The sequence below is a fragment of the Pseudomonas sp. GW823-FHT02E01 genome, from assembly GCF_058797535.1.
In genome coordinates this window covers 153,198-177,194 of the sequence record NZ_JBXAJS010000006.1, presented here as the reverse complement: position 1 = coordinate 177,194, position 23,997 = coordinate 153,198, and the positions used below count along the sequence as shown (strand labels likewise).

General features: G+C 59.8%; 17 protein-coding genes. 11 read left to right on the top strand and 6 right to left on the bottom strand.

Annotated features, from left to right (window positions below; translation table 11 throughout):
- Positions 1 to 435 precede the first annotated feature (435 nt).
- Positions 436 to 1,011 carry a PadR family transcriptional regulator gene (locus AC1RDQ_RS16415; RefSeq protein WP_340315396.1) on the top strand — a complete coding sequence of 192 codons (576 nt, stop codon included), beginning with the start codon at positions 436 to 438 and terminating at the stop codon, positions 1,009 to 1,011.
- Positions 1,008 to 1,793 (top strand): siderophore-interacting protein, encoded by a 786-nt coding sequence (locus AC1RDQ_RS16410; RefSeq protein WP_154861717.1) that lies wholly within the window; start codon positions 1,008 to 1,010, stop codon positions 1,791 to 1,793. Before AC1RDQ_RS16415 ends, AC1RDQ_RS16410 begins: the two co-directional genes overlap by 4 nt.
- Before the next feature lie 171 nt (positions 1,794 to 1,964).
- Here the strand turns inward: AC1RDQ_RS16410 and AC1RDQ_RS16405 are convergent, their stop codons facing one another.
- Together AC1RDQ_RS16405 and AC1RDQ_RS16400 are read right to left on the bottom strand one after the other, a co-directional pair.
- Positions 1,965 to 2,609: a Pr6Pr family membrane protein gene (locus AC1RDQ_RS16405; RefSeq protein ID WP_150813650.1), complete on the bottom strand. Its 645-nt coding sequence runs from the start codon at positions 2,607 to 2,609 to the stop codon at positions 1,965 to 1,967.
- Between the two features lie 2 nt (positions 2,610 to 2,611).
- Positions 2,612 to 2,842 (bottom strand): VF530 family protein, encoded by a 231-nt coding sequence (locus AC1RDQ_RS16400; protein WP_150813649.1) that lies wholly within the window; start codon positions 2,840 to 2,842, stop codon positions 2,612 to 2,614.
- A gap of 357 nt (positions 2,843 to 3,199) precedes the next feature.
- On the opposite strand from AC1RDQ_RS16400, the gene AC1RDQ_RS16395 reads away from it, so the two are divergent.
- The 8 genes from AC1RDQ_RS16395 to cmoB all read left to right on the top strand — a co-directional run bounded on the left by AC1RDQ_RS16395 (position 3,200) and on the right by cmoB (position 13,772).
- Positions 3,200 to 4,582, top strand: coding sequence for a carbohydrate porin (locus AC1RDQ_RS16395; protein WP_492587725.1), 1,383 nt, complete (start codon positions 3,200 to 3,202; stop codon positions 4,580 to 4,582).
- 215 nt (positions 4,583 to 4,797) lie between these two features.
- Positions 4,798 to 7,209 carry a glucose/quinate/shikimate family membrane-bound PQQ-dependent dehydrogenase gene (locus AC1RDQ_RS16390; protein WP_492587724.1) on the top strand — a complete coding sequence of 804 codons (2,412 nt, stop codon included), beginning with the start codon at positions 4,798 to 4,800 and terminating at the stop codon, positions 7,207 to 7,209.
- Between the two features lie 329 nt (positions 7,210 to 7,538).
- On the top strand, positions 7,539 to 9,956 hold the full coding sequence (lon, locus tag AC1RDQ_RS16385; protein WP_340315385.1) for an endopeptidase La: 2,418 nt from the start codon (positions 7,539 to 7,541) through the stop codon (positions 9,954 to 9,956).
- Between the two features lie 186 nt (positions 9,957 to 10,142).
- The gene (locus tag AC1RDQ_RS16380) at positions 10,143 to 10,601 is read left to right on the top strand and encodes a hypothetical protein (protein WP_492587723.1); all 459 of its coding nucleotides are present in this window, start codon (positions 10,143 to 10,145) and stop codon (positions 10,599 to 10,601) included.
- A gap of 191 nt (positions 10,602 to 10,792) precedes the next feature.
- On the top strand, positions 10,793 to 11,185 hold the full coding sequence (locus tag AC1RDQ_RS16375; RefSeq protein WP_150813643.1) for a protease inhibitor I42 family protein: 393 nt from the start codon (positions 10,793 to 10,795) through the stop codon (positions 11,183 to 11,185).
- A gap of 2 nt (positions 11,186 to 11,187) precedes the next feature.
- Entirely contained in the window at positions 11,188 to 11,823 is a 636-nt protein-coding gene (locus AC1RDQ_RS16370; protein ID WP_057716259.1) for a lysoplasmalogenase, read from the top strand.
- A 252-nt stretch (positions 11,824 to 12,075) separates the two neighbouring features.
- Positions 12,076 to 12,819, top strand: a complete 744-nt coding sequence (gene cmoA / locus AC1RDQ_RS16365; RefSeq protein WP_008053199.1) for a carboxy-S-adenosyl-L-methionine synthase CmoA — start codon at positions 12,076 to 12,078, stop codon at positions 12,817 to 12,819.
- A complete protein-coding gene (cmoB, locus tag AC1RDQ_RS16360) occupies positions 12,816 to 13,772 on the top strand; it encodes a tRNA 5-methoxyuridine(34)/uridine 5-oxyacetic acid(34) synthase CmoB (protein WP_154861709.1) in 957 nt (318 codons plus the stop codon). The genes cmoA and cmoB overlap by 4 nt, the downstream gene beginning before the upstream one ends.
- 105 nt (positions 13,773 to 13,877) lie before the next feature.
- On the opposite strand, the gene tadA is transcribed toward cmoB, so the two are convergent.
- Both tadA and AC1RDQ_RS16350 read right to left on the bottom strand, forming a co-directional pair.
- The gene (tadA, locus tag AC1RDQ_RS16355; RefSeq protein WP_057716262.1) at positions 13,878 to 14,375 is read right to left on the bottom strand and encodes a tRNA adenosine(34) deaminase TadA; all 498 of its coding nucleotides are present in this window, start codon (positions 14,373 to 14,375) and stop codon (positions 13,878 to 13,880) included.
- On the bottom strand, positions 14,375 to 15,751 hold the full coding sequence (locus AC1RDQ_RS16350) for a multicopper oxidase family protein (RefSeq protein WP_492587722.1): 1,377 nt from the start codon (positions 15,749 to 15,751) through the stop codon (positions 14,375 to 14,377). Before AC1RDQ_RS16350 ends, tadA begins: the two co-directional genes overlap by 1 nt.
- Positions 15,752 to 15,941: 190 nt before the next feature.
- Here AC1RDQ_RS16350 and AC1RDQ_RS16345 point away from each other — a divergent pair, with 190 nt between their 5' ends.
- Positions 15,942 to 20,633, top strand: a complete 4,692-nt coding sequence (locus AC1RDQ_RS16345; protein ID WP_492587721.1) for a membrane-targeted effector domain-containing toxin — start codon at positions 15,942 to 15,944, stop codon at positions 20,631 to 20,633.
- A 190-nt stretch (positions 20,634 to 20,823) separates the two neighbouring features.
- On the opposite strand, the gene guaA is transcribed toward AC1RDQ_RS16345, so the two are convergent.
- Both guaA and guaB read right to left on the bottom strand, forming a co-directional pair.
- On the bottom strand, positions 20,824 to 22,401 hold the full coding sequence (gene guaA, locus AC1RDQ_RS16340; RefSeq protein ID WP_008053207.1) for a glutamine-hydrolyzing GMP synthase: 1,578 nt from the start codon (positions 22,399 to 22,401) through the stop codon (positions 20,824 to 20,826).
- Positions 22,402 to 22,500: 99 nt separating this feature from the next.
- Positions 22,501 to 23,970, bottom strand: coding sequence for an IMP dehydrogenase (gene guaB / locus AC1RDQ_RS16335; RefSeq protein ID WP_008053208.1), 1,470 nt, complete (start codon positions 23,968 to 23,970; stop codon positions 22,501 to 22,503).
- Positions 23,971 to 23,997 lie beyond the last annotated feature (27 nt).

Here is a 23,997-nt window from a genome sequence, read left to right as displayed (position 1 = left end):
AGCTATTTGCTCAGCTGAACTTTCAACGCCGAAAGATGATCGATCAATTTATCTGGAAAGTAAGCAGGAACGTTCCTGCAAGTGCGTAGCCAAAGTGCTATCACCCGAGAAAGAAAAAACCTGAAATAACTTAAAAACCAATGTCTGACTGTAAGAGAAATACTACAAACCGCACACTAACGGCAATGACAAGCAGAAACTAACGAAGTTACTTCTGTAAGACCAATACCACAAACCCCGCATTTAACAGGCCAAAACCCAACATTAGAGAGTTAACACTAATTTCAGGTTTTTCACCCGCACTGATTACCACTATTTTTGCGGTTTTGGCGGGGTCATCGGCTCGACGCTCGGAACGGCCACCGGTCAGGGGGGCTTGCTTTCTCGTTAAGATATATCTTAAGTTGTATCTAAACACGACGAGAGAAAGCAGAAATGAGAGACCATCATTCCCCCCACCGTGAACACGGCGACGGCCGCGACGGCTTCGAGAAACGCCCCGGACGTGAGCGCGGTGGTCGCGGCCCCCGGGTCTTTGCCCCCGGTGACCTGAAATTGCTGTTGCTGGCACTGATCGCCGAACAGCCTTGCCACGGCTACGACCTGATCCGCCAGATTGAAGGCATGTTCGACGGCGCCTACAGCCCCAGCCCTGGTGTGATCTACCCGACCCTGACCTTTCTGGAAGAGAGCGAAATGATCCAGGGCGACGCCGAAGGCGGAAAAAAACGCTACAGCGTGACCGACGCCGGACGTCTGTCCCTGAAAGAGCAAGCCATCGCCCTTGAAGGTGTGCGGGTGCGCATCGATGTCAGCAAACGCTCGCTGCGCGGCCATGATCGCCCGCCCGAAATTCACGAAGCCGTGCATAACCTGCGCCACGCGCTGCAACTGCACCACGGCCGCTGGAGCAAGGAAGAAATCCAGCGCGTCGCTGTCCTGCTCAACGACACCGCCAAAGCCATCGTCGACGGCCCCGCCGTTCAACCCGTTCAGGAGAACGCCGAATGACTGAAGTCATCGCCTCAACCATTCACCGTGTCATGCACGAAATCAAACGCCGTCGCCTGGAAGTGTTGCGCGTGGTCGACCTGACTCCGCGCATGCGCCGGATTACCTTGGGTGGCCCTGAATTGGCAGGTTTTGTCAGCCTCGGCACGGACGATCACGTCAAACTGTTGTTCCCGCAAAATGCCGAACAGGCCGCGGCACTGGAAACCTTGGTGCTGGGCGCCGGCAAGGACAATGGTCCGCTGCCTGAGATGCGCGACTACACCCCGCGTCGCTACGATCTGGACGCCCTGGAACTGGACATCGACTTCGTACTGCACGGCGACGGCCCTGCCTCGACCTGGGCGGCGCAGGCCCAACCGGGGCAGTTCCTGCACATCGGCGGGCCACGGGGTTCGATGATCGTGCCTGACATGTTCGACAGCTATCTGCTGATCGGCGACGAAACCGCCCTGCCCGCCATTGCCCGACGCCTCGAAGGCTTGGCAGCCAATCGCCGCGCGTTGGTGATTGTCGAAGTGGAAAACGGCAAGGAGCAGCAAGTGCTGGAGAGCGCTGCCGAGGTCAATGTGATCTGGGTACTGCGCGAAGGCGGCAAAGATCATTTGTTGAGCACCGTGCGCCAGATCCAGGTGCCAACCGGCAGCCTGTACGCATGGGTGGCGACCGAGAGCAAAGTGTCGCGGCAGATTCGTCGGGTGCTGCTGGATGAGCACGGGCTGGACGAGCAGTTCGTCAAGGCGGTGGGTTACTGGAAACTGGGGGACAGTGTCGAGGAGTGATCTGCTCGCTCAATCGCTGGTTGAATACTTTGTGGCGAGGGGGCTTGCCCCCGTTCGGCTGCGAAGCAGTCGTAAAATCTGCTGATGCGGTGTTTCAGATAAATACTCATTGCAGCTTTTAGCACTGCTTCGCAGCGCAACGGGGGCAAGCCCCCTCGCCACAATCAGCGTTCACTTCCGGGCGGCACGCCACCGATCCAGCCCAATCACCAGCAAGGCAATCACCACAAACCCCACCAACAATCCCCCGGCATTAATGAACACCTGTGGATAACCCAGTTTCTCGACATCAATGAACGGGTAGGGATAAACCGCCAGCAAATGCCCGCGCAGCAGCGAATAGGCGAAGTAGACCAGCGGATAGATCACCCACAACCCGATGTGTCCCACCCGCAGCCTGCCCTTGGGCACGCAACTCCACCAATACACCAGAAACAGCAGCGGCATGACGTCGTGCAACAGTTCGTCGGCCAGCCATTGCCAGCCTTCTGGATGCCACAAGTGGCGCAGCAGCAGGTTGTAAGCGAGGCTCACCACGGCGATGCTCACGGCAATGCCACTACTGACCCACGGCTGCAAGAACCAGCGACGCGCCGCCGACTCGCGGGATGTCACTGCACAGGTCAGCACGGTCGCCACCAGGGTGTTGCTCAGCACGGTGAAATAGCTGAAAAAACTCACCAGCCCGCCGATCAGGCTGGCGCCCAGCGTCCAGCGCGAATGGAAAATCAGGTACATCTGGATGCTCAACCCCGCCCAGCCGAGCATGGCAGCCACGACCACAAAACGACGGTGTAACGCAGAAGGGTTGACCATGTTCAAAGCGGTCGTTTGGTGCGCATCAACTTCACATACAGGCGCTCGACCTTCTCCCGCGCCCACGGGGTTTTGCGCAGGAATGTCAGGCTCGACTTGATGCTCGGGTCGCTCTTGAAGCAGCGGATATCGATGCGCTCGGCCAGCCCCGACCACTCGTAGTGTTCAACCAGCGCGTTGAGGATCTGTTCCAGCGTTACGCCATGCAGCGCATCAGTGTTGTGTTCGGTCATGCCGGGCCTTCAGCGATATTGGAATGGTAAAGCCGCGCACCTTAGCCGAGGGCTTCTTCAGGTGGAAGCGATCTATCAAATGTAGGTGATCTTGGGATCCTGTAGGAGCGAGCTTGCTCGCGAAAAACGCAACGACGCCGCTGGGTATCTGGTTTGACGCGTTATCGTTCACGACCATCGCGAGCGAGCTCGTTCCTACAGGAGAACACTGTTACCAAAATTGAAAGGATGCATGTCAGCAAAAGCCCTTTCTCTATCTGTAACAGAACATTATCCTTGCGCACGCTTTAGCTGAAACGCTTCTGCCAGTCACTTCTTCCGCTCATCCCCCAGAAAAAGATCAAGAATTTCTTCCCTATGCCTGATTTGCGATTTTCGAAAGACAGCGCTGTCTTTAAGACTGTCTCTTGCCACAACGCCCTCAAACTGATCGGCGGGTTCACCGCGTTCGGCCTCGCCACGTGTGTCCAGGCTGCTCCGGCATTCGATAGCGACTCACCGTGGATGCTCGGCGACTGGAACGGCACACGTACGGAGCTGGCGGAAAAAGGCTATGACTTCAAACTGGATTACACCGGCGAAATGGGCAGCAACCTTCACGGCGGCTACGACCACGACCGCACCGCGCGCTACAGCGACCAGTTCGGCCTGGGCACCCACCTGGACTTGCAGAAGATCCTCGGCTGGGACGATGCTGAATTTCAGCTGACCATCACCGAACGCAGCGGCAACAACATCAGCAATGACCGCATCAACGACCCGCGTGTCGGTGGCTTCACCTCGGCCCAGGAAGTCTGGGGCCGCGGCCAGACCTGGCGCCTGACGCAGATGTGGTATCAGCAGAAGTTCTTCGATCAGAGCCTCGACATCAAGGTCGGCCGTTTCGGTGAGGGCGAAGACTTCAACAGCTTCCCCTGCGACTTCCAGAACCTGGCGTTCTGCGGCTCCCAGGTCGGCAACTGGGCGGGCGACATCTGGTACAACTGGCCGGTCAGCCAGTGGGCGCTGCGGGTCAAATATCACCTGACGCCAGAGTTGTACGCGCAGATCGGCGCGTATGAGCAGAACCCGTCGAACCTTGACCGCGACAACGGTTTCAAGCTCAGCGGCAGCGGCACCCAGGGCGCAGTCCTGCCGGTGGAGCTGGTGTGGACGCCGAAACTCAACGGCCTGCCGGGTGAATACCGCACCGGTTACTACCACAGCAGCGCCAACGCTACCGACGTCTACAAGGACAGCAATGGCCAGCCTGCCGCCCTGAGTGGCGAAGCCTATCGCAGCGCGTCGAGCAAACACGGTGTGTGGCTGGGCCTTCAGCAGCAAGTCACCAGCCTCGCCAGCGACCACTCCCGCGGCCTGAGCCTGTTCGCCAACGGCACGATGCACGACAAGAAGACCAACGCCATCGACAACTACGTCCAGGCCGGCCTCGTCTACAAAGGCCTGCTCGATGCGCGCGCCAGGGACGACATCGGCTTTGCCATGGCCCGCGTCCACGTCAACCCGGCCTATCGCAAGAATGCCGAGGCGACCAACCAGGCCAATGTCGTTTTCGACTACGACAATCCGTCCTACCTGCCGCCCCAGGACACCGAATACAGCGCTGAACTCTATTACGGCGTGCACGTGACCAACTGGCTGACCGTGCGCCCGAACCTGCAATACATCCGCCATCCCGGTGGCGTGGACGAGGTCGATGACGCGCTGATCGGCGGGATCAAGGTCCAGTCCTCGTTCTAACCAACCACACAAAACCTTTGTAGGAGCGAGCCTGCTCGCGATGGTCGTCAACGATAACGCTGCGAGCCTGACACCACACGGCGCTCTCAGGTTCTTCGCGAGCAGGCTCGCTCCTACAAGGGACTAACCCGTTTTATCTGAACCCTGCCCGCACAAGATCGTCATCTACAGTGAACTTGCGCGGGACTACTTGAAACGTCACGGAGAATCACACTATGAGCACTGATGGTGCCTTGAGCCGAAGCCGTTTATTGCCGACCCTGCTCGGCATATTGCTTCTGCTGATGGGCCTGGCCATGCTGGCCGGGGGGATCAAGCTGAGCATGCTTGGCGGCTCGCTGTATTACCTGCTGGCCGGTATCGGCATCGCGCTGAGCGGCGTCCTGCTGATCGCTGCCCGCCGCGCGGCGCTGGGCCTGTACGCGCTGGTGCTGTTCGCCAGCACCGTTTGGGCACTGTGGGAAGTTGGCCTCGACTGGTGGCAACTGGTGCCGCGCCTGGCGCTGTGGTTCGCCCTCGGTGTGGTGATGCTGCTGCCGTGGTTCCGTCGTCCATTGCTGATCAACGGCCCTGCCCCTATGGGTACTGGCGCCTTGAGCGTGGCCGTGGTCCTGGCCGGCGCCACCGCCGTGGCCAGCCAGTTCACCCATCCGGGCGAAACCTTCGGCGAACTGGGCCGCGACAACGCGGACATGACCAGCACCGCGCCGCAGATGCCCGAAGGCGACTGGCAGGCCTATGGCCGCAGCGAATTCGGTGACCGCTACTCGCCGCTCAAGCAGATCACCCCGGCCAACGTCGGCAAGCTGCAAGAAGCCTGGCGTATCCAGACCGGCGATCTGCCAACCGCCGATGACCCGGTGGAACTGACCAACGAAAACACCCCGCTCAAGGCCAACGGCATGCTCTATGCCTGCACCGCCCATAGCAAAGTGCTGGCGCTGGACCCGGACACCGGCAAGGAACTGTGGCGTTTCGACCCGCAGATCAAGAGCCCGGTGGGCTTCAAGGGCTTCGCCCACATGACCTGCCGTGGCGTGTCGTACTACGACGAAGCGGCCTACGCCAAGTCTGAAAGCGCTGCCTCCGCAGTGATTTCCGAGGCTGGCAAAGCCGTTGCCCAGGCTTGCCCGCGTCGTCTGTACCTGCCAACCGCCGATGCACGCCTGATCGCACTCAACGCCGACACCGGCAAGATCTGCGAAGGCTTCGGTAAAAACGGTGTGGTTGACCTGACCCAAGGCATCGGCCCGTTCACCGCCGGCGGCTACTACTCCACCTCGCCAGGAGCGATCACTCGTGATCTGGTGATCATGGGCGGCCACGTCACCGACAACGAGTCGACCAACGAGCCATCCGGCGTGATCCGTGCCTTTGACGTACACGACGGTCATCTGGTGTGGAACTGGGACAGCAACAATCCCGACGCGACCGAACCGCTGCCAGAGGGCGAACACTACAGCCGCAACTCGGCCAACATGTGGTCGCTGGCCAGCGTCGACGAAAAACTCGGCATGGTCTACCTGCCACTGGGCAACCAGACCCCTGACCAGTGGGGTGCAGACCGCACTCCAGGCGCCGAGAAGTTCAGTGCTGGCCTGGTCGCGTTGGATCTGGCCACCGGCAAGGTGCGCTGGAACTACCAGTTCACTCACCACGACCTGTGGGACATGGACGTCGGCAGCCAGCCAACCCTGCTGGACATGAAAACCGCCGACGGCGTGAAACCTGCGCTGATCGCCCCGACCAAACAGGGCAGCCTGTACGTCCTCGACCGTCGTGACGGCACGCCGATCATCCCGATCAAGGAGATTCCGGCTCCGCAAGGTGCCGTAAAAGGTGACCGCACCGCGCCGACCCAGGCTCGTTCGGACCTGAACCTGCTGGCCCCGGAACTGACCGAAAAAGCCATGTGGGGCGCCAGCCCGTTCGATCAGATGCTGTGCCGCATCCAGTTCAAGGAACTGCGTTACGAAGGCCAGTACACCCCGCCGTCGGAACAGGGCAGCCTGATCTATCCGGGTAACGTCGGCGTCTTCAACTGGGGCGGCGTTTCGGTCGACCCGGTTCGCCAGATGCTGTTCACCAGTCCGAACTACATGGCCTTCGTCTCGAAGATGGTGCCTCGTGCCGAAGTCGCAGCCGACAGCAAGCGCGAGAGCGAAACCGCGGGTGTGCAACCGAACACGGGCGCACCTTACGCGGTGATCATGCACCCGTTCATGTCGCCGTTAGGCGTACCGTGCCAGGCGCCGGCCTGGGGCTACGTGGCCGGTATCGACCTGACCACCAGCAAAGTCGTGTGGAAACGCAAGAACGGCACCAGCCGCGACAGCTCGCCATTGCCTATCGGCCTGCCACTCGGCGTGCCAAGCATGGGCGGCTCGATGGTCACCGCCGGCGGCGTCGGCTTCCTCAGCGGTACGCTGGACCAGTACTTGCGCGCCTATGACGTCAACACCGGCAACGAGCTGTGGAAATCGCGCCTGCCGGCTGGCGGTCAGGCTACACCGATGACCTACACCGGCAAGGACGGCAAGCAGTACGTGCTGTTGGTCGTCGGTGGTCACGGCTCACTGGGCACCAAAATGGGTGACTATGTGATTGCTTACAAACTGTCCGAGTAAGTTTTAGCGGCAGTCAAAACAAAGGCGACGTCCGTGAGGACGTCGCCTTTTTTGTTATCGCAGATTTCAAATCACCCCCGCCCCCTGTGGGAGCGAGCTTGCTCGCGATAGCGGTCTGACAGTCACTTCAAGGGTGTCTGTCCTTGCCTCATCGTCGGAACGCCGCCCGGAGCAAGCTCGCTCCCACAGGGGATAGTGTCGCCGCGAAATCCAGCTAACCTGTCTCTGCGCTGAACACACCTGCGAAACACCGCGCCGCAGAAAATGACCGTTGAAACCACCGCCAACCTGCCCCATCTAAGACCCATACCCATTGCGCAGGTGCCCCCATGAGCGACCAGCAGGAATTCCCCGAAGACCCGAGTGAATACGCCGATCCGGAAAACGCCCAGCAGCACAAACCTGGCAAAGGCCTGGCCCTGCCTGGCCAGAACCTACCGGACAAGGTCTACGTCATCCCGATCCATAACCGACCGTTCTTCCCGGCCCAGGTGCTGCCGGTCATCGTCAACGAAGAACCGTGGGCCGAAACCCTCGATCTGGTCAGCAAATCCGATCACCACTCCCTGGCCCTGTTCTACATGGACACGCCCCAGGAAGACCCGCGCCATTTCGACACCTCGGCCCTGCCGCTCTACGGCACGCTGGTCAAGGTGCACCACGCCAGCCGCGAAAACGGCAAGCTGCAGTTCGTCGCCCAAGGCCTGACCCGCGTACGCCTCAAGACCTGGCTCAAGCACCACCGCCCGCCGTACCTGGTGGAAGTCGAATACCCGCACCAGCCCACCGAGCCGACCGACGAGGTCAAGGCCTACGGCATGGCGCTGATCAATGCGATCAAGGAACTGCTACCGCTCAACCCGCTGTACAGCGAAGAGCTGAAGAACTACCTCAACCGCTTCAGCCCCAACGATCCGTCGCCGCTGACCGACTTCGCCGCCGCGCTCACCTCGGCCACCGGCAGCGAGTTGCAGGAAGTGCTCGACTGCGTGCCGATGCTCAAGCGCATGGAAAAAGTCCTGCCGATGCTGCGCAAGGAAGTCGAAGTTGCGCGCCTGCAAAAAGAGATTTCCGCCGAAGTTAACCGAAAGATCGGCGAACATCAGCGCGAGTTTTTCCTCAAGGAACAACTCAAGGTTATCCAGCAGGAGCTGGGGTTGACCAAGGACGACCGCAGCGCCGACCTCGAACAGTTCGAGCAGCGGCTGGTGGGCAAAGTCCTGCCGACGCAGGTGCAGAAACGCCTCGAAGAAGAAATGAACAAGCTGTCGATCCTCGAGACCGGCTCGCCAGAATATGCGGTGACCCGCAATTACATCGATTGGGCGACCTCGGTGCCGTGGGGCGTGTACGGCGAGGACAAACTCGACCTCAAGCACGCGCGCAAGGTGCTGGACAAACACCACGCCGGCCTCGATGACATCAAGGACCGTATCCTCGAATTTCTCGCGGTCGGCGCCTACAAAGGCGAGATCAGCGGTTCCATCGTATTGCTGGTGGGCCCGCCGGGCGTGGGCAAGACCAGCGTCGGCAAATCCATCGCCGAATCCCTGGGCCGGCCGTTCTATCGCTTCAGCCTTGGCGGCATGCGCGACGAAGCCGAGATCAAGGGCCATCGCCGCACCTACATCGGCGCGCAGCCGGGCAAACTGGTGCAGGCGTTGAAAGACGTCGAAGTGATGAACCCGGTGATCATGCTCGACGAAATCGACAAGATGGGCCAGAGCTACCAGGGCGACCCGGCCTCGGCGCTGCTGGAAACCCTCGATCCGGAACAGAACGTCGAATTCCTCGACCACTATCTGGATCTGCGGATGGACCTGTCGAAAGTGCTGTTCGTCTGTACCGCCAACACTCTGGATTCGATCCCCGGCCCGCTGCTGGACCGGATGGAAGTGATTCGCCTGTCGGGCTACATCACCGAAGAAAAAGTCGCCATCGCCAAGCGTCATTTGTGGCCCAAGCAGCTTGAGAAAGCCGGTGTGTCCAAGGGCAGCCTGAGCATCAGCGACAGCGCGCTCAAGGCGCTGGTCGACGGTTATGCCCGTGAAGCCGGCGTGCGCCAGCTGGAAAAAAACCTCGGCAAACTGGTGCGCAAAGCGGTGATGAAACTGCTCGACGAACCGAAAGCCGTGATCAAGCTCGGGCCGAAAGACCTGGAGGCGTCACTCGGCAAGCCGGTGTTCCGCAACGAGCAGGTACTGGCGGGGGTCGGCGTGATCACAGGGCTGGCCTGGACCAGCATGGGCGGTGCAACCCTGCCGATCGAAGCCACGCGCATCCACACCCTCAACCGTGGGTTCAAGCTCACCGGGCAATTGGGTGATGTGATGAAAGAGTCGGCGGAAATCGCCTATAGCTATGTCAGCTCGCACCTGAAGTCCTATGGCGGCGATCCGAAATTCTTTGACGAAGCCTTCGTCCATCTGCACGTGCCGGAAGGCGCGACGCCAAAAGACGGCCCGAGCGCAGGTGTGACCATGGCCAGCGCCCTGCTGTCGCTGGCACGCAATCAGCCACCGAAAAAAGGCGTGGCCATGACCGGAGAACTGACGTTGACCGGGCATGTGCTGCCGATTGGCGGGGTGCGGGAAAAGGTGATCGCAGCGCGGCGGCAGAAGATCTTCGAGCTGATTCTGCCGGAGGCCAACCGGGGGAATTTCGAGGAGCTGCCGGAGTATCTGAAGGAAGGGATTACCGTGCACTTCGCCAAGCGCTTTGCGGATGTGGCGAAGGTGTTGTTCTGATTAAACAGTGTGATTTCGAAATGGTCAGGCTCGTAACCTGACCACTTTTTCGAGGCCAGCAATAACTCAAAATACATAACTAATAGGTTTGTAATCCTATCAGAACAGACAGTACATCCAGGCACTTCGGCTCTATATCCTCAAGGTTCAAATCATTCGTGCGAGAAGCACAAAGGAGAGAACCCCATGGATATCAAACAACGAAGAAATCTTGTCGACAAGCGCATTGATGACAAAGTCAAATTTCGCCGTTGCTGCCCAAACAACCACTTGAATGCAACCCTTCAGAATCGTGAAGACTTCCGGTCCGAAGAATTTTTCGCCAGCGTCGGAAACAGGGAAATCCTCGCTATTTTCAAGGCCGGAGAAAAAAACACCCCGCGCGACCGGGTCTTTGACATTTACATGCCCAAGCATATCGAGACGGGAATCTACACACTGAACTCTCCGGACCATTTGATAGAAATTGCCTATACCGAAAACTTCCCTGACTACACCAGCCATTGGGCATTGGAAGGTGTCATGAACTTGACCGTGAGTAACGAAACACAACAGTACTCTGGCAACGTCGTTATGAAGTTCAAAGATCTGAATGGCATCGAATTTACATCAGAAAGCGATTTCTGTTTTTCTCTTGTGAGTTAACCGTTAAGTACTACCAGTAAATATTTTCTTTATCCCGAGCAGGTCGCTCTCACGAGGTTACCTCTGCCCCCTGTGTGTGGCCCGCTCGCGATAGCGTCAACTCTTGCACCCCCATTGCGGGCGACTGTCACACTTTGTCTCATCTTAAGTTATGCTCGCCGTTCGTCGTGAACGCCGGAGCCACTGACCTTATGTCCCCCATTCGCCTGTTTGTCCCCCTCGCCCTCGCCCTGCTGGCCGGATGCGCCACGCAACCTGCGCACAACGTGACAGTGGAAAAACAAAGCGAATGTCCGGTTCAGCTCAGCAACGGGCAAAACCTGATCCTGACCCTGCCGAGCAATCCGACCACGGGTTATCGCTGGGCGATCCAGGATTCGGCCGGCGGTGTATTGCACGCCCTGGGCCCGGAGGTTTATCGAAATCCGGAAGATGCCGGCATTGTCGGCGCGGCCGGGGTCTCGACCTGGCGCTTTCAGGCTTTCGCGCCCGGCACCGGACGTTTGCGCCTGACCTCGCAACAGCCATGGGCGCCGGAAGTGCTGCCGGTGGATTCGTTCGACTGCGCGATCTCGGTCAACTGACCGTGGGCTGGCTGATTCTGGCGCTGATGGGCGCAGTGACCTTCCTTTATGGCCTGAGCGTGCATGCGTCCCTGCTGTGCCTGCTGGTCAAGCCGCTGCCGGTGCTGGCCCTGCTTGGCTGGTTGCATGACGCACCACCAGGTGAATATCGGCGCTGGATCAGCCTGGGGTTGATTTTCTCCCTGGTCGGCGACGTGTTGCTGGCATGGCCGGGGGATTTGTTCGTGTTCGGCCTTGGGGCGTTTCTGGTTGCGCATCTGGCCTATCTGAAAGCCTATTTGAGCGATTGCCGGCGCCTGGCATTGCTGCCACTGGTGCTGGCCCTCGGCGTCGGCGCCGTCCTGCTGGGGATTCTGATTTCCAACGGCCTCGGGCCATTGTTGGTGCCCGTGATTGTCTATGGCACGGCGATCAGCGCCATGCTGTGGCGCGCCCTGGCCCGACTCGGGACCGATGTGCCCAAACGCTCGGCGCTACTGGCGGCGGCGGGCGCAGTGGCATTCGTGTTCTCCGACAGCGTGATCGGCATCAGCCGGTTTGTGGTGCCGTTCGACGCGGCGCCTTACGTGATCATCCTCAGCTATTGGCTGGGGCAATGGGGCATCACGGCATCGGCGTTCACTCAGAAACCGCGCTGACCTCTGTGGCGAGGGGGCTTGCCCCCGTTCGGCGGCGAAGCCGTCGTAGTGCGGTATATGCATTCAGCATGAAGGAATGTGGTATCTGGATTTGGGGCTGCTTCGCTGCCCAACGGGGGCAAGCCCCCTCGCCACAAGAGCCCTCCCAGCATTCAAACTGCATCAGCCCGCCGGTTTATCAGACAACCCGCGCATCCCCGCGCCAACTTGGCTAAAATGCCGGCCTTTTCCACCTACACCGCTGGAACCGCCGTGAGCAAAGAACCCGATCGCCTTTTCGCCCAGCCTCTGGCCCAGGTGCCTGACTTCGCCTTCAACGAGGACGTGGTGCGGGTGTTCCCGGACATGATCAAGCGCTCGGTGCCGGGTTATCCGACCATCGTTGAAAACCTCGGCGTGCTCGCCGCGCAGTTCGCCCAGCCGGGCAGCGTGCTGTATGACCTGGGCTCGTCGCTGGGTGCCGTGACCCAGGCCTTGCGCCGGCACGTGCGCACCGATGGCTGCCGGGTGATCGCTGTGGATAACTCCGCAGCGATGGTCGAACGCTGCCGCGAGTACCTCAACGGGCAGGATTCGATGTTCCAGGAGTTGCTGCCGGTGGAGGTGATCGAAGGCGACATCCTCGCCCTGGAGTTCCAGCCGGCCTCGGTGGTGGCGCTGAACTTCACCCTGCAGTTCATCGCCCCGGACCAACGCACGGCATTGCTGTCGCGCATCCGTCAGTCGCTGTTGCCCGGCGGCGCCCTGATCCTCTCGGAAAAACTGCGTTTCGAAGACGAGCAGGAACACGCGTTGCTCACCGACCTGCATATCGCTTTCAAACGCGCCAACGGCTACAGCGAACTGGAAATCGCCCAGAAGCGCAGCGCCATCGAAAACGTCATGAAGCCCGACAGCCTCGAAGAACACCGCGAACGCCTGCTGGCCGCCGGGTTCTCGAAAGTCGTGCCGTGGTTCCAGTGTCTTAACTTTGCCTCGTTGATTGCCTTGCCATGATTGATCTGTCCCCCCTCGCCCGCCGTCTGGCCGGCACGCCGCTGGCCGAATGGGCCAACACCCTGCAAGCACAACTCGACAAGAAAATGGAAAAGGGCCATGGCGACCTGGAACGCTGGCAAAGCGCGCTGGACGCCCTGCCGAAGATCCAGCCGAGCGAAGTCGATTTGCTCAATGGCTTGAAGCTCGATACCGATTGCAGCGACGAGACCCGCGCGCAAATGCGTACCGCGCTGATGGGCCTGTCGCCATGGCGCAAAGGGCCGTTCGACCTGTTCGGCGTGCACGTCGACACCGAATGGCGCTCGGACTGGAAGTGGTCACGGGTCGCCCCGCACCTGAACCTGAAGGGCAAGCGCATCCTCGATGTCGGCTGTGGCAACGGTTATTACATGTGGCGCATGCTTGGCGCCGGCGCGAACAGCGTGATCGGTGTCGACCCGAACTGGCTGTTCTTCTGCCAGTTCCAGGCGGTGCAACGCTACCTGTCCGAGCCGAACGCCTGGCACCTGCCCTTCCCGTTCGAAGACCTGCCGCCGAACCTCGAAGGGTTCGACACAGTGTTTTCCATGGGCGTGTTCTACCACCGCCGTTCGCCCATCGAACATTTGCTGGCGCTGAAGGATTGCCTGGTCAAGGGCGGTGAGCTGGTGCTGGAAACCCTGGTGGTCGAAGGCGACAAACATCAGGTGCTGGTGCCGGAGGACCGCTACGCGCAGATGCGCAACGTGTGGTTCCTGCCGTCGGTGCCGGCGCTGGAGTTGTGGTTGCGACGTGCCGGGTTCACAGACGTGAAGTGCGTGGACGTGAGCACCACCACGGTCGAGGAACAGCGCGGGACGGAGTGGATGAAGTATCAGTCGCTCAGTGACTTCCTCGATCCGGAAGATCACAGCAAGACCATTGAAGGGCTGCCGGCGCCGATGCGGGCCGTAATCGTCGCCAGAAAGTAACGCAAGAACCTGTAGGAGCGAGCTTGCTCGCGATGGCGTGTCAGTCGACACCACTTAGCCTGACACTCCATCGCGAGCAGGCTCGCTCCTACAGGGGGGCGGTATTCAGTCTGAAGGTTTTGCGCGCCTGGCCTTAAAGAATTCGCTCAGCACCGCCCCGCATTCCTCCGCCAACACCCCACCTTCATGCAGTACCCGATGATTCAGGAAGCCCTGGGTAAAGAACTGCCCCTGGCTCTGCACGATCCCCGCCTTGGGCTCCAGCGCGCCATACACCACACGGGCAATCCGCGAGTGCACGATCAGGCCCGCGCACATGCTGCACGGCTCCAGCGTCACGTAAAGCGTACTGCCGGTTAGTCGGTAATTGCTGACGGCCTGGGCGGCGGCGCGGATCGCGACCATTTCGGCATGGGCGCTGGGGTCGTTGCCACTGATCGGGCAGTTGAAGCCGCGACCGATGATTTCCCCATCCTGGACCAGTACCGCACCCACCGGCACTTCGCCGAGGGCCGCGCCTTGGGCCGCCAGTGCCAGGGCCTCACGCATGAATTCGCGATCACGACTGCGGTCGATGATGGCGGCGGGACGAATCTGACGCATCACGCCACCTCGATAGCGGCCATCAGGCCGGTTTCCATGTGGTCGATCACATGGCAGTGGAACATCCATACACCCGGATTATCCGCCACCAACGCTACCTGCGCGCGCTCGTTCTTGCCCAGCAGGTAGGTGTCGGTGAAATACGGAATGACCTTGTGCCGATTCGAGGCGATGACCTTGAAACTCATGCCGTGCAGGTGAATCGGGTGCTGATACTGGGTCATGTTTTTCAATTCGAAAATGTAGCTCTTGCCCTTTTCCAGTTTGGCGATCGGGCGGTCGGCACAGGTTTTGTCGGTGATATCCCAGGCCTTGCCATTGATCTGCCACAGGCTTGGCGGCTTACCATTATCGACGTTCACCGACACCGAACCGACCCATTCGAAATTGAAGTTGAGTTTCTCGGCATTGGCCAGGTCCGGCTCGGCCACCGGGTTGGCGGGCAGCGCGGGCGGCCACTCGGTCGGGGCGTCGGTGTTGGCCACCGAACGCAGCGTACCCAGGCGCACCGGGCCGTTGCGCAGGGACAACTCTTCACCGGCCAGCGGAGCCTTGATCGCCAGGCAGATACGCATGCCGGGGCCGAGCCAGTATTCCTTGCCGAGCGGGCGCGGTTCGATGGGGTTGCCATCCAGAGCATAGATCTGCGCTTCGACGCCGGGAATATTCAGGCGATAGGTCAAGGTGTTATCGAGGTTGAGCAAACGTACACGGGTGATCTGCCCGGCCGGCAAATCAATCACCGCTTGCGCGATGCCGTTGATGGTCGACAGACGCCCCGCCGTGCCGCCACGGGCCGCTTCCCGGGGAATACTGAAGTCGACGAAAGCGCCCTGCTCATCGATGTGCCAGTTCTTCAGGCTCAAGGTTTTTTCGTACTTGAAGCCGGTGGGCTCACGCTCCTCGACAATCAGCGGGCCGACCAGGCCGCGACCGAGTTCCTCGCTGCTGCTCACATGGGGGTGATACCAGTAGCTGCCGGCATCAGGCACGCGGAATTTGTAATCGAAGTATTCGCCCGGCAGCACCGGCAACTGCGAGACGTAAGGCACACCGTCCATTTCCAGCGGCAGACGAATGCCGTGCCAGTGGATGGTGGTCGCGACCGGCAGGTGGTTGATGAAACGCACCCGCAGCCATTCACCCTGGCGCACCCGCAACTCGGTGCCCGGCGCCGAAGGGCCGAAGGCCCAAGCCTGGGTCTTGTGCCCGGCTACCAGTTCCACGTCCAACGGCGCCGCGATCAGCTCGTAGTCGTGGCCCGCCTCGGCGTCGGCCATCTTGCCCAGCCAGTAGCGCGACGCGCCCCCAGCACCGACACCAACGACAACAAGACCGGCCAGGCCACCGAGGATTTGGCGACGGGTAAACGACATGAACTCAACTACCTCACGTATCAGCGACAGGCCCGGGGGCCTGCAAAAGGCGAATACGATACACCTGCAACTGCGAAACGGTAAGGGTGACCTGTGGCCGCACATCAGCTGTGGGCATAACTATGTAGTGCACTTGCCTTGAAAAAACCGGCCATCCTCGACATCCCGTTTTCTCAAGGAAAGAGAGTGCATGAACCCGAACGAAACACGCCCGCTGCCCAATGCCGCCGACAAGGCCGCGCTCAAGGCGATCGCCACCACCGTGATCCAGACTTGCCCGAGCCTGCAAGACACGGCGCACGAAGTCGCCAGCGACTTACTGAAAAAATCCGGCATTACCGACCTCGATCCGGATCAGGTGTACTTCCACCGTTTCGACACAGCCGAAAGCAGTTCGAAAACGTTCACTGGTTGGGAGCATGTCAAAGCAACGCCGACGTCAACCACGACCCTGACACAGCTGGTGATCCAGCGCTTTCGCACCAGCGATCAGGACAACGCCGACCTGCTTGACGTCTATGCAGGCTTTTATACCGCCGGCCCGAACGCCGGGAGGTTCAACGAAACCAACGAAGTACGCCTGCACGGCAACGAGGTGCTGAAGGCGTTCTGGAACATCGATTTCAGCTCGTTCTATACCGACAAGCTGACCGCGTTCTGGAAGCAGTCCGGCACCGACTTCCGAACCCTGGCCAAATGCAATTTTCTGATACAAGCCGTAAAGGCCAGGGACAAACGGCAGTTGAGCGGCGATGACTTCCAGTTCGTCACTAACGCCGTAATGGGTCCGATCAACTGGCCTGTCGACCTGCAGATGCTGCGGGCTCAGCACCCTTGCGCCGACATTGTTCGGGCTCTGGACGTCGACGGGTACCTTGCCACCAACATCCTGCGTTTTGTCGCGCCAAAGGGTCGCCAGATCGTGTACCTGCCCGGTGAAATCGTCGCTTTCAAAGTGCTGGAAACCGCGACGGACATGCACTACTGGATGTTGCAGCAGATGAACGAAGAAGAGGCTCGCCGAGGCTTCATGACGCATTTTTCCTTGGCCGATCGTCAAACCATCGACAAGAACATCACCGATATCATGAACCGGCTGGTCAGCACCTGGGGTAAGTACGACCATCACCTGATCAATCAAAAAAACCAGATCATCACCGGCGACGCATTCAGCTGGTTGAGCAACTCGACCCAAAACGCAATGTTTGCCGAAGCTGAACTCTCGCTGACGTCCAATGGCGATCTGCGCAAAAAACTGTGGATCGGTTACCTCAGCGCCGGTTTAAAAGTATTTGGCCCCATGGCGGTGGTCGGTTGGCCGATTGCCCTGCCGGTGGTCGGCGCCAGTATCGCCAGCCTGGGTTTGAACATCGATCAGGCGGTCAATGGCAAAACCGCCAAGGAACGCAAGGCCGGCGTTCTTGGCGCCGTGCTCAGCGGTATCGATTTGCTGTTCAACCTCCTGGTGCTCAAAGGTCCAGGATCGCTGGAGGAAATCGGCCCGGACATCGACGCCGCCGAAGCCAAAGAAATGGCCGACCTGATTGAATCAACCACACCTGCCGAAACCGCGGGGTCGAAGGTCGAAACCATCGAAGGAGAATCAGAGGCTGTCACGGGCTCGACTGAGGACAGGCCAGCGTCATCAGTGCCGGACACCTTCAGGATTAATGATGTGCTCAGCGATGACGCCCTGGTTCGTGAGTCAGGCAAGTTCCAGGGTACATATCGGCTCGCCTCGAATCCTTCGTCCGCCATCAAACTCAACGGCAACGCCTATTACGTGCGTTATGAAAACAGCCTCAACGGGCGTGGGTACTGGGCAATCATCGACCCGGCCAATCCCGACTCCTTCACGGATTCGATTCCAGTACGGTTTATGAATGATTCGGGAGAATGGGAAGTCGTTCCCAAACTGGGCCTCAGAGGCGGGATGCAAGCAGCGGACGCCGCCTCCCCCGCCGTCGAGGAGTGGTCACAACGGCCAGGCGTTCACGTGCCGGGCCTTGACGACCCTGAAATGCGGGCATGGGCGCTGGGTGGACCCGACGTACGCAGCCCGTTCAGACGGATCTGGTCAGTGGCAGACATCGACGTCCACAGCGTACTCATGTCCGATGCCGACCAAGAGGTCATCACCCTCAGCGAATTCGAGATGGCCCAGGAAGAATCTCGTCGCAATCTGGTCAGCGACGCCAGGGCCTGGTACGAGCTTCACCCTCCGACGCTGAGCCAACCGGCGCCCTCTGCACAAGCGTTTGCCACGCCTGGCGAACTGTTTGAAGCGGCCTACGCAGAAAAACCGGGGCTGGTCGTCGGCGAGAGCCGGGGCAGCATCGGCAGCAAACAGTTCCTGATCGAAAACATGCCAACGCTCGCGCAACATGGCGTCAAGACCCTGTACTTGCAGGAGCTGCTGGCCAACGTCAATCAACTCGAATTGGACACCTTCGCGCGCACAGGTGAAATGCCCGTCGAGCTGGAAAACTACCTGAAAAAACTCGACATCAAGGCCGGCAACGACCCAACAGGCCAATTCAATCTGCTGGCGCTGGTCAAAGCCGCCAATGCCCAACAGATCCGGGTTCAGGCCCTCGACATGTCGACGACCTACAACATCAACAAAGAAGCGATTAACTGGGAATCCGATTACCAGATGGCCAGGAGTTTTTTTGCCAGCGAGGTCATCCGGTTCAACGAAGCATTGAAAGAACCGGCCAAATGGGTTGCCTTGGTCAATCAGGAAAACATGGCGACATTCAGAGGCTATCGCGGCATTAGCGAACAGACCGATGCCCTGAGCATTCGTATCGATGACGTAGCGCCGGGGCAAGCGCAACCCATCAACTCCGATCCGGGGTTGGCTGTGGAGCATGCGGACTATCCGGATTCCCCTGTTTTTTACGTATCTGATGGCATGGACTTCGACAGCGTCCATGCACTGATCAAAGGCGACGTGCGCGTGCAGATGGAAACCCCATGGGCATACAGGACCCCGCAACAACTGCGAGCGCTGCTGCCTGAACCGGGGATGTTCACCTTCCAGCGCTACCGCAGCAGCGTCCTTGTGGTTTATCGCAATGCCAACAACGGGATGGCAGACAGCGTCATCAGATCCACACCGGGTGGAAGGCTGAATCTGGATACCCCGCTTCGGCCAGCCTACGAGTCCATGACAGTGGACAACCTCGAAGAACTCAAGCGAGCGTTGGTTGCAAAGGGCATGAAGCCCATGGGCTGGCCCGTCGAGCTGGCAAGTGAACTCGATTCCCCCTTGTCAGGAACCTCTCAACCCATCGAAATACCGGACCACTGGCAAGCCAATGAACTGCTCGAGGGGCAGACACCCGTGAGTGAAGCCGGAAAATTCCAGGGCATCTATCAACTCGACTCCAACCCCGCCACTGCGATCTTGCTCGATGACAGGGCTTATTACGTGCGCTACGAAGCCGATCCCAACGGAAGCGGCACCTGGGCCATCATCGACCCTGAAAATCCCAACGCGTTTTCAGGTTCACTCCCTGTGCGTCTCAATGCCGAGGGCGAATGGGAGCTGACACCCCGAGCCGGGCTCAGGGGCGGTGGAAACCGGCATCCGGGCGGGTCCCGCGTTCCGCCGTCTACATCTGCTCCGGCCTCTGCGTCTGCCTCTGCTCAAGAGCCAACACAGGCCATCCTGCGCCGCCCGGCCACGCAATACGACGCAACTAACCGATTCAGTATCAGACTACTGGCGATGGGCGAGAGAGAAACCCATATCAAACTGGTCCGTCAGCCAGACGGAAGCTTTCGCGCAGAGTCCACTTACGCACGATACGTCGCGGCCCCGCGCGCCACGCTGTCACAAGACGCCCGTCAATTCTTTTCCCGCAGTGGATTTTTCGCTTCATTACCCCCTCGTCCGCAGCTTCCAGTCGTGACGCCATCAACCACTGCCGCAGAACTGCTCCCGAAGATATATGAAGCGGCACCGGGCCTGGTCATCGGTGAAAGCCAGGACCGCATTGCCAGCATGCGGTTTCTCATCGAGAACATGCCGATCCTTGCCCAACAGGAAGTCAAGACGATCTATTTCCATCGCCTGCTCAACGACTTCAACCAGGTGGAACTCGATCAATTCTTCAAGACCGGGTCAATGCCCGATGATCTCAAGGCGTATTTGCAAAAGCTGAAAAGCGATCCCTCCGGCAGATTCACCCCGCTTGAAGTGGTCAAGGCGGCTCAACAACATGGTATTCGGATTCAGGCAACCGACTGCCTGGCCAGTTACCGTTTCCCCGGCCCATCACTTCCCGACATGCATGAGCAAGCCATCAAGACCTACCTCACCCACACCATCATGGAGGCCGACAGAACGCTCAACGGAGCGGGCAGATGGGTGGTGCTGACGGATCAGGAAAACATCAACACCTTTCGTGGAATGCCCGGCATCAGCGAAATGCAGGGCGGTATTGGTTTGCGCATCGAAGAAGTGCTGCCGGAAGAAAGCCTGCTGATTGAAACGGATCGAGGCATTGAGGTAGGCCGCGGCTTTGCCACCCAACCCGAATTAACCGACGGAAACTTCGACACCCTGCACGCTGACTTGAGCTTGCAGATGCCACTGCCGTTGCTTGAAAAGACACCGGAAGCACTCGATCGGCTGCTGTATCGGCAAGGCATGTTCACTTTCGAGAAGTCAAACGGAAACTGGACACTGATTCATCGCAACAGACTCGGCCAAGTGGTCCGAACGATGGTCGAGCGCACAGCTGACGGCAGCTACCTGATCAATCGCCCCGCATGGACCGACGTGAATCAGGTGCCTTATGCCAGCATCGACGAACTGTCCTGGGGTCTTAGCCGTATGGGCATGAACCTCGAAGGGCGCTTGCCGGTGTAAATCAAGCTACTCGCGATGGCGGCGTGTCAGGCGCGGGAGATGTTGGATGTGCTGGCCTCATCGCGAGCAAGCTCGCTCCCACAGGGGATTTGGGGCGAACACAACTGAAACGCAAGAAGCCCCGGGTCTCACAACCCGGGGCTTCTTTTTGCCGCTATCGTTTTGAGCCTGGTGTCATAGGCTCATACGATCATTCCCACTCAATGGTCGCTGGCGGCTTGCTCGACACGTCGTAGGTGACGCGGGAGATGCCTTCGATTTCATTGATGATACGGCCGCTGACGGTTTCCAGCAGTTCGTAAGGCAGATGAGCCCAACGCGCGGTCATGAAGTCGATGGTTTCCACGGCACGCAGGGCCACGACCCAGGCGTAACGACGGCCATCACCCACCACGCCAACCGATTTCACCGGCTGGAACACTACGAACGCCTGGCTGACCTTGTGGTACCAGTCGGCCTTGCGCAGTTCTTCGATGAAGATGTGGTCTGCGCGACGCAGCAGGTCGGCGTATTCCTTCTTCACTTCACCGAGGATGCGCACGCCCAGGCCCGGGCCCGGGAACGGGTGACGGTAGACCATGTCGTACGGCAGGCCCAGTTCCAGACCCAGACGACGAACTTCGTCCTTGAACAGCTCGCGCAGGGGTTCAACCAGCTTGAGGTTCATTTCTTCCGGCAGGCCGCCCACGTTGTGGTGCGACTTGATCACGTGGGCCTTGCCGCTTTTCGCGCCAGCCGACTCGATCACGTCCGGATAGATGGTGCCCTGGGCCAGGTACTTGATGTTGTCCAGCTTGCAGGATTCGGCATCGAACACGTCGATGAAGGTACGGCCGATGATCTTGCGCTTCTTCTCCGGGTCGGCTTCACCGGCCAGGTTACCGAGGAACTGCTCTTCGGCGTTGGCACGGATCACCTTGACGCCCATGTTCTCGGCGAACATGGCCATCACTTGCTCGCCTTCGTGCAGGCGCAGCAGGCCGTTGTCGACGAACACGCAGGTCAGTTGGTCGCCGATGGCTTTGTGCAGCAGCGCGGCAACCACGGACGAGTCCACACCGCCGGACAGGCCGAGCAGGACGTTGTCGGTGCCGACCTGGGCGCGAACCTGGGCGATGGCGTCTTCAGCGATTTTCGACGGGGTCCACAGGGCTTCACACTCGCAGATGTCGAGGATGAAGCGCGACAGGATGCGACCGCCCTGCTTGGTGTGGGTCACTTCCGGGTGGAACTGCACGCCGTAGTAACGACGCTCGTCGCTGAACATGCCGGCGATCGGGCAGCTCGGAGTGCTGGCCAGGATGTGGAAGTCTTCCGGCATGCGGGTGACCTTGTCACCGTGGCTCATCCACACGTCGAGGCCGAACAGGCCGTCAGCGTCGATGTGGTCTTCGATGCCGTCCAGCAGACGGCTCTTGCCGACTACATCAACGCGGGCATAGCCGAACTCACGCAGCTCGGAACCTTCAACCTTGCCGCCCAGTTGCTCGGCCATGGTCTGCATGCCGTAGCAGATACCGAAGACCGGCACGCCCAGGTCGAAAACGGCTTGCGGGCAGCGAGGGCTGTTGGCTTCGTGAACCGACTCTGGGCCGCCGGCGAGGATGACGCCTTTAGGAGCGAATTCGCGGATCGCATCTTCGTCCATGTCGAACGGGTGCAGTTCGCAGTACACGCCGATTTCACGCACGCGGCGGGCGATCAGCTGGGTGTACTGGGAACCGAAGTCGAGGATCAGGATGCGGTGAGCGTGAATGTCGAGGGCCATGATTCAGTCTCGTCTAAAAAATTCGGAAACAGTCGTGATTCAGAAACAACTCGGGGCTGAATAAAACAGCCCCGGTTGCTTAGCTTGTTGCTTGAAGGCTCAACCTACGCGGTAGTTTGGCGCTTCCTTGGTGATCTGCACGTCGTGAACGTGGGATTCGGCCATGCCGGCACCGGTGATCCGCACGAACTCAGGCTTGGTGCGCATCTCTTCGATGTCGGCACTGCCGGTGTAGCCCATCGAGGAGCGCAGGCCGCCCATCAACTGGTGGATGATCGCGCTCAGGGTGCCCTTGTACGGAACACGCCCTTCGATGCCTTCCGGAACCAGCTTCTCGGCGCCTGCCGAGGAGTCCTGGAAGTAACGGTCGGAGGAACCCTGGGCCTGGGACATGGCGCCCAGCGAACCCATGCCGCGATAAGCCTTGTACGAACGGCCCTGGAACAGTTCGATCTCGCCCGGCGCTTCTTCGGTACCGGCGAACATCGAGCCCATCATCACGCAGGAAGCACCGGCCACGATGGCCTTGGACAGGTCACCGGAGAAACGGATGCCGCCGTCGGCGATCAACGGTACGCCTGTGCCTTCAAGGGCAGCGGCGACGTTGGCGATGGCGCTGATTTGCGGCACGCCGACACCGGCGACGATACGGGTGGTGCAGATCGAGCCAGGGCCGATACCGACCTTGACTGCGTCGGCGCCAGCTTCGGCCAGGGCCTTGGCGGCGGCGCCGGTGGCGATGTTGCCGCCGATGACCTGCACTTCAGGGAAGTTCTGCTTGACCCAGCGAACGCGGTCGATCACGCCCTTGGAGTGACCGTGAGCGGTGTCGACCACCACCACGTCAACGCCGGCGGCGACCAGTGCGGCAACGCGATCACCGGTGTCTTTACCGGTACCGACTGCAGCACCCACGCGCAGACGACCTTGATCGTCCTTGCTGGCCAGCGGGTAAGCCTTGGCTTTTTCGATGTCGTTGACGGTCATCATGCCCTTGAGGGCGAATTTGTCGTCGACAATCAGCACGCGTTCGATGCGGTGCTTGTGCAGCAGTTCACGCACATCGTTCTTGTCGGCGCCTTCCTTGACCGTGACCAGACGCTCTTTAGGCGTCATCACTTCACGGACAGTGGCTTCCAGACGGTTCTCGAAACGCACGTCACGGGAGGTGACAATGCCGACCAGGTCGCCATTGTGCAGCACCGGAACGCCGGAGATGTTGTGCATGCGGGTCAATTCGAACAACTCGCGCACGGTGGCGTCGGCGACGATGGTGATCGGGTCTTTGACCACACCAGCTTCGTAACGCTTGACCTTGCGGACTTCGGCAGCTTGCTGCTCGATGGTCATGTTCTTGTGGATGATGCCGATACCACCTTCCTGAGCCATGGCGATTGCCAGACGGGCTTCAGTGACGGTGTCCATGGCAGCGGAAACCAGTGGAATATTCAGCTCGATGCCACGGGTAAGGCGGGTCTTGAGACTGACTTCGTTAGGAAGCACCTCGGAATAACCGGGCACTAGGAGAATGTCGTCGAATGTCAGAGCTTCTTGGCTGATACGCAGCATCGCGGGGGCTCCCGAGCGGGAAAATGG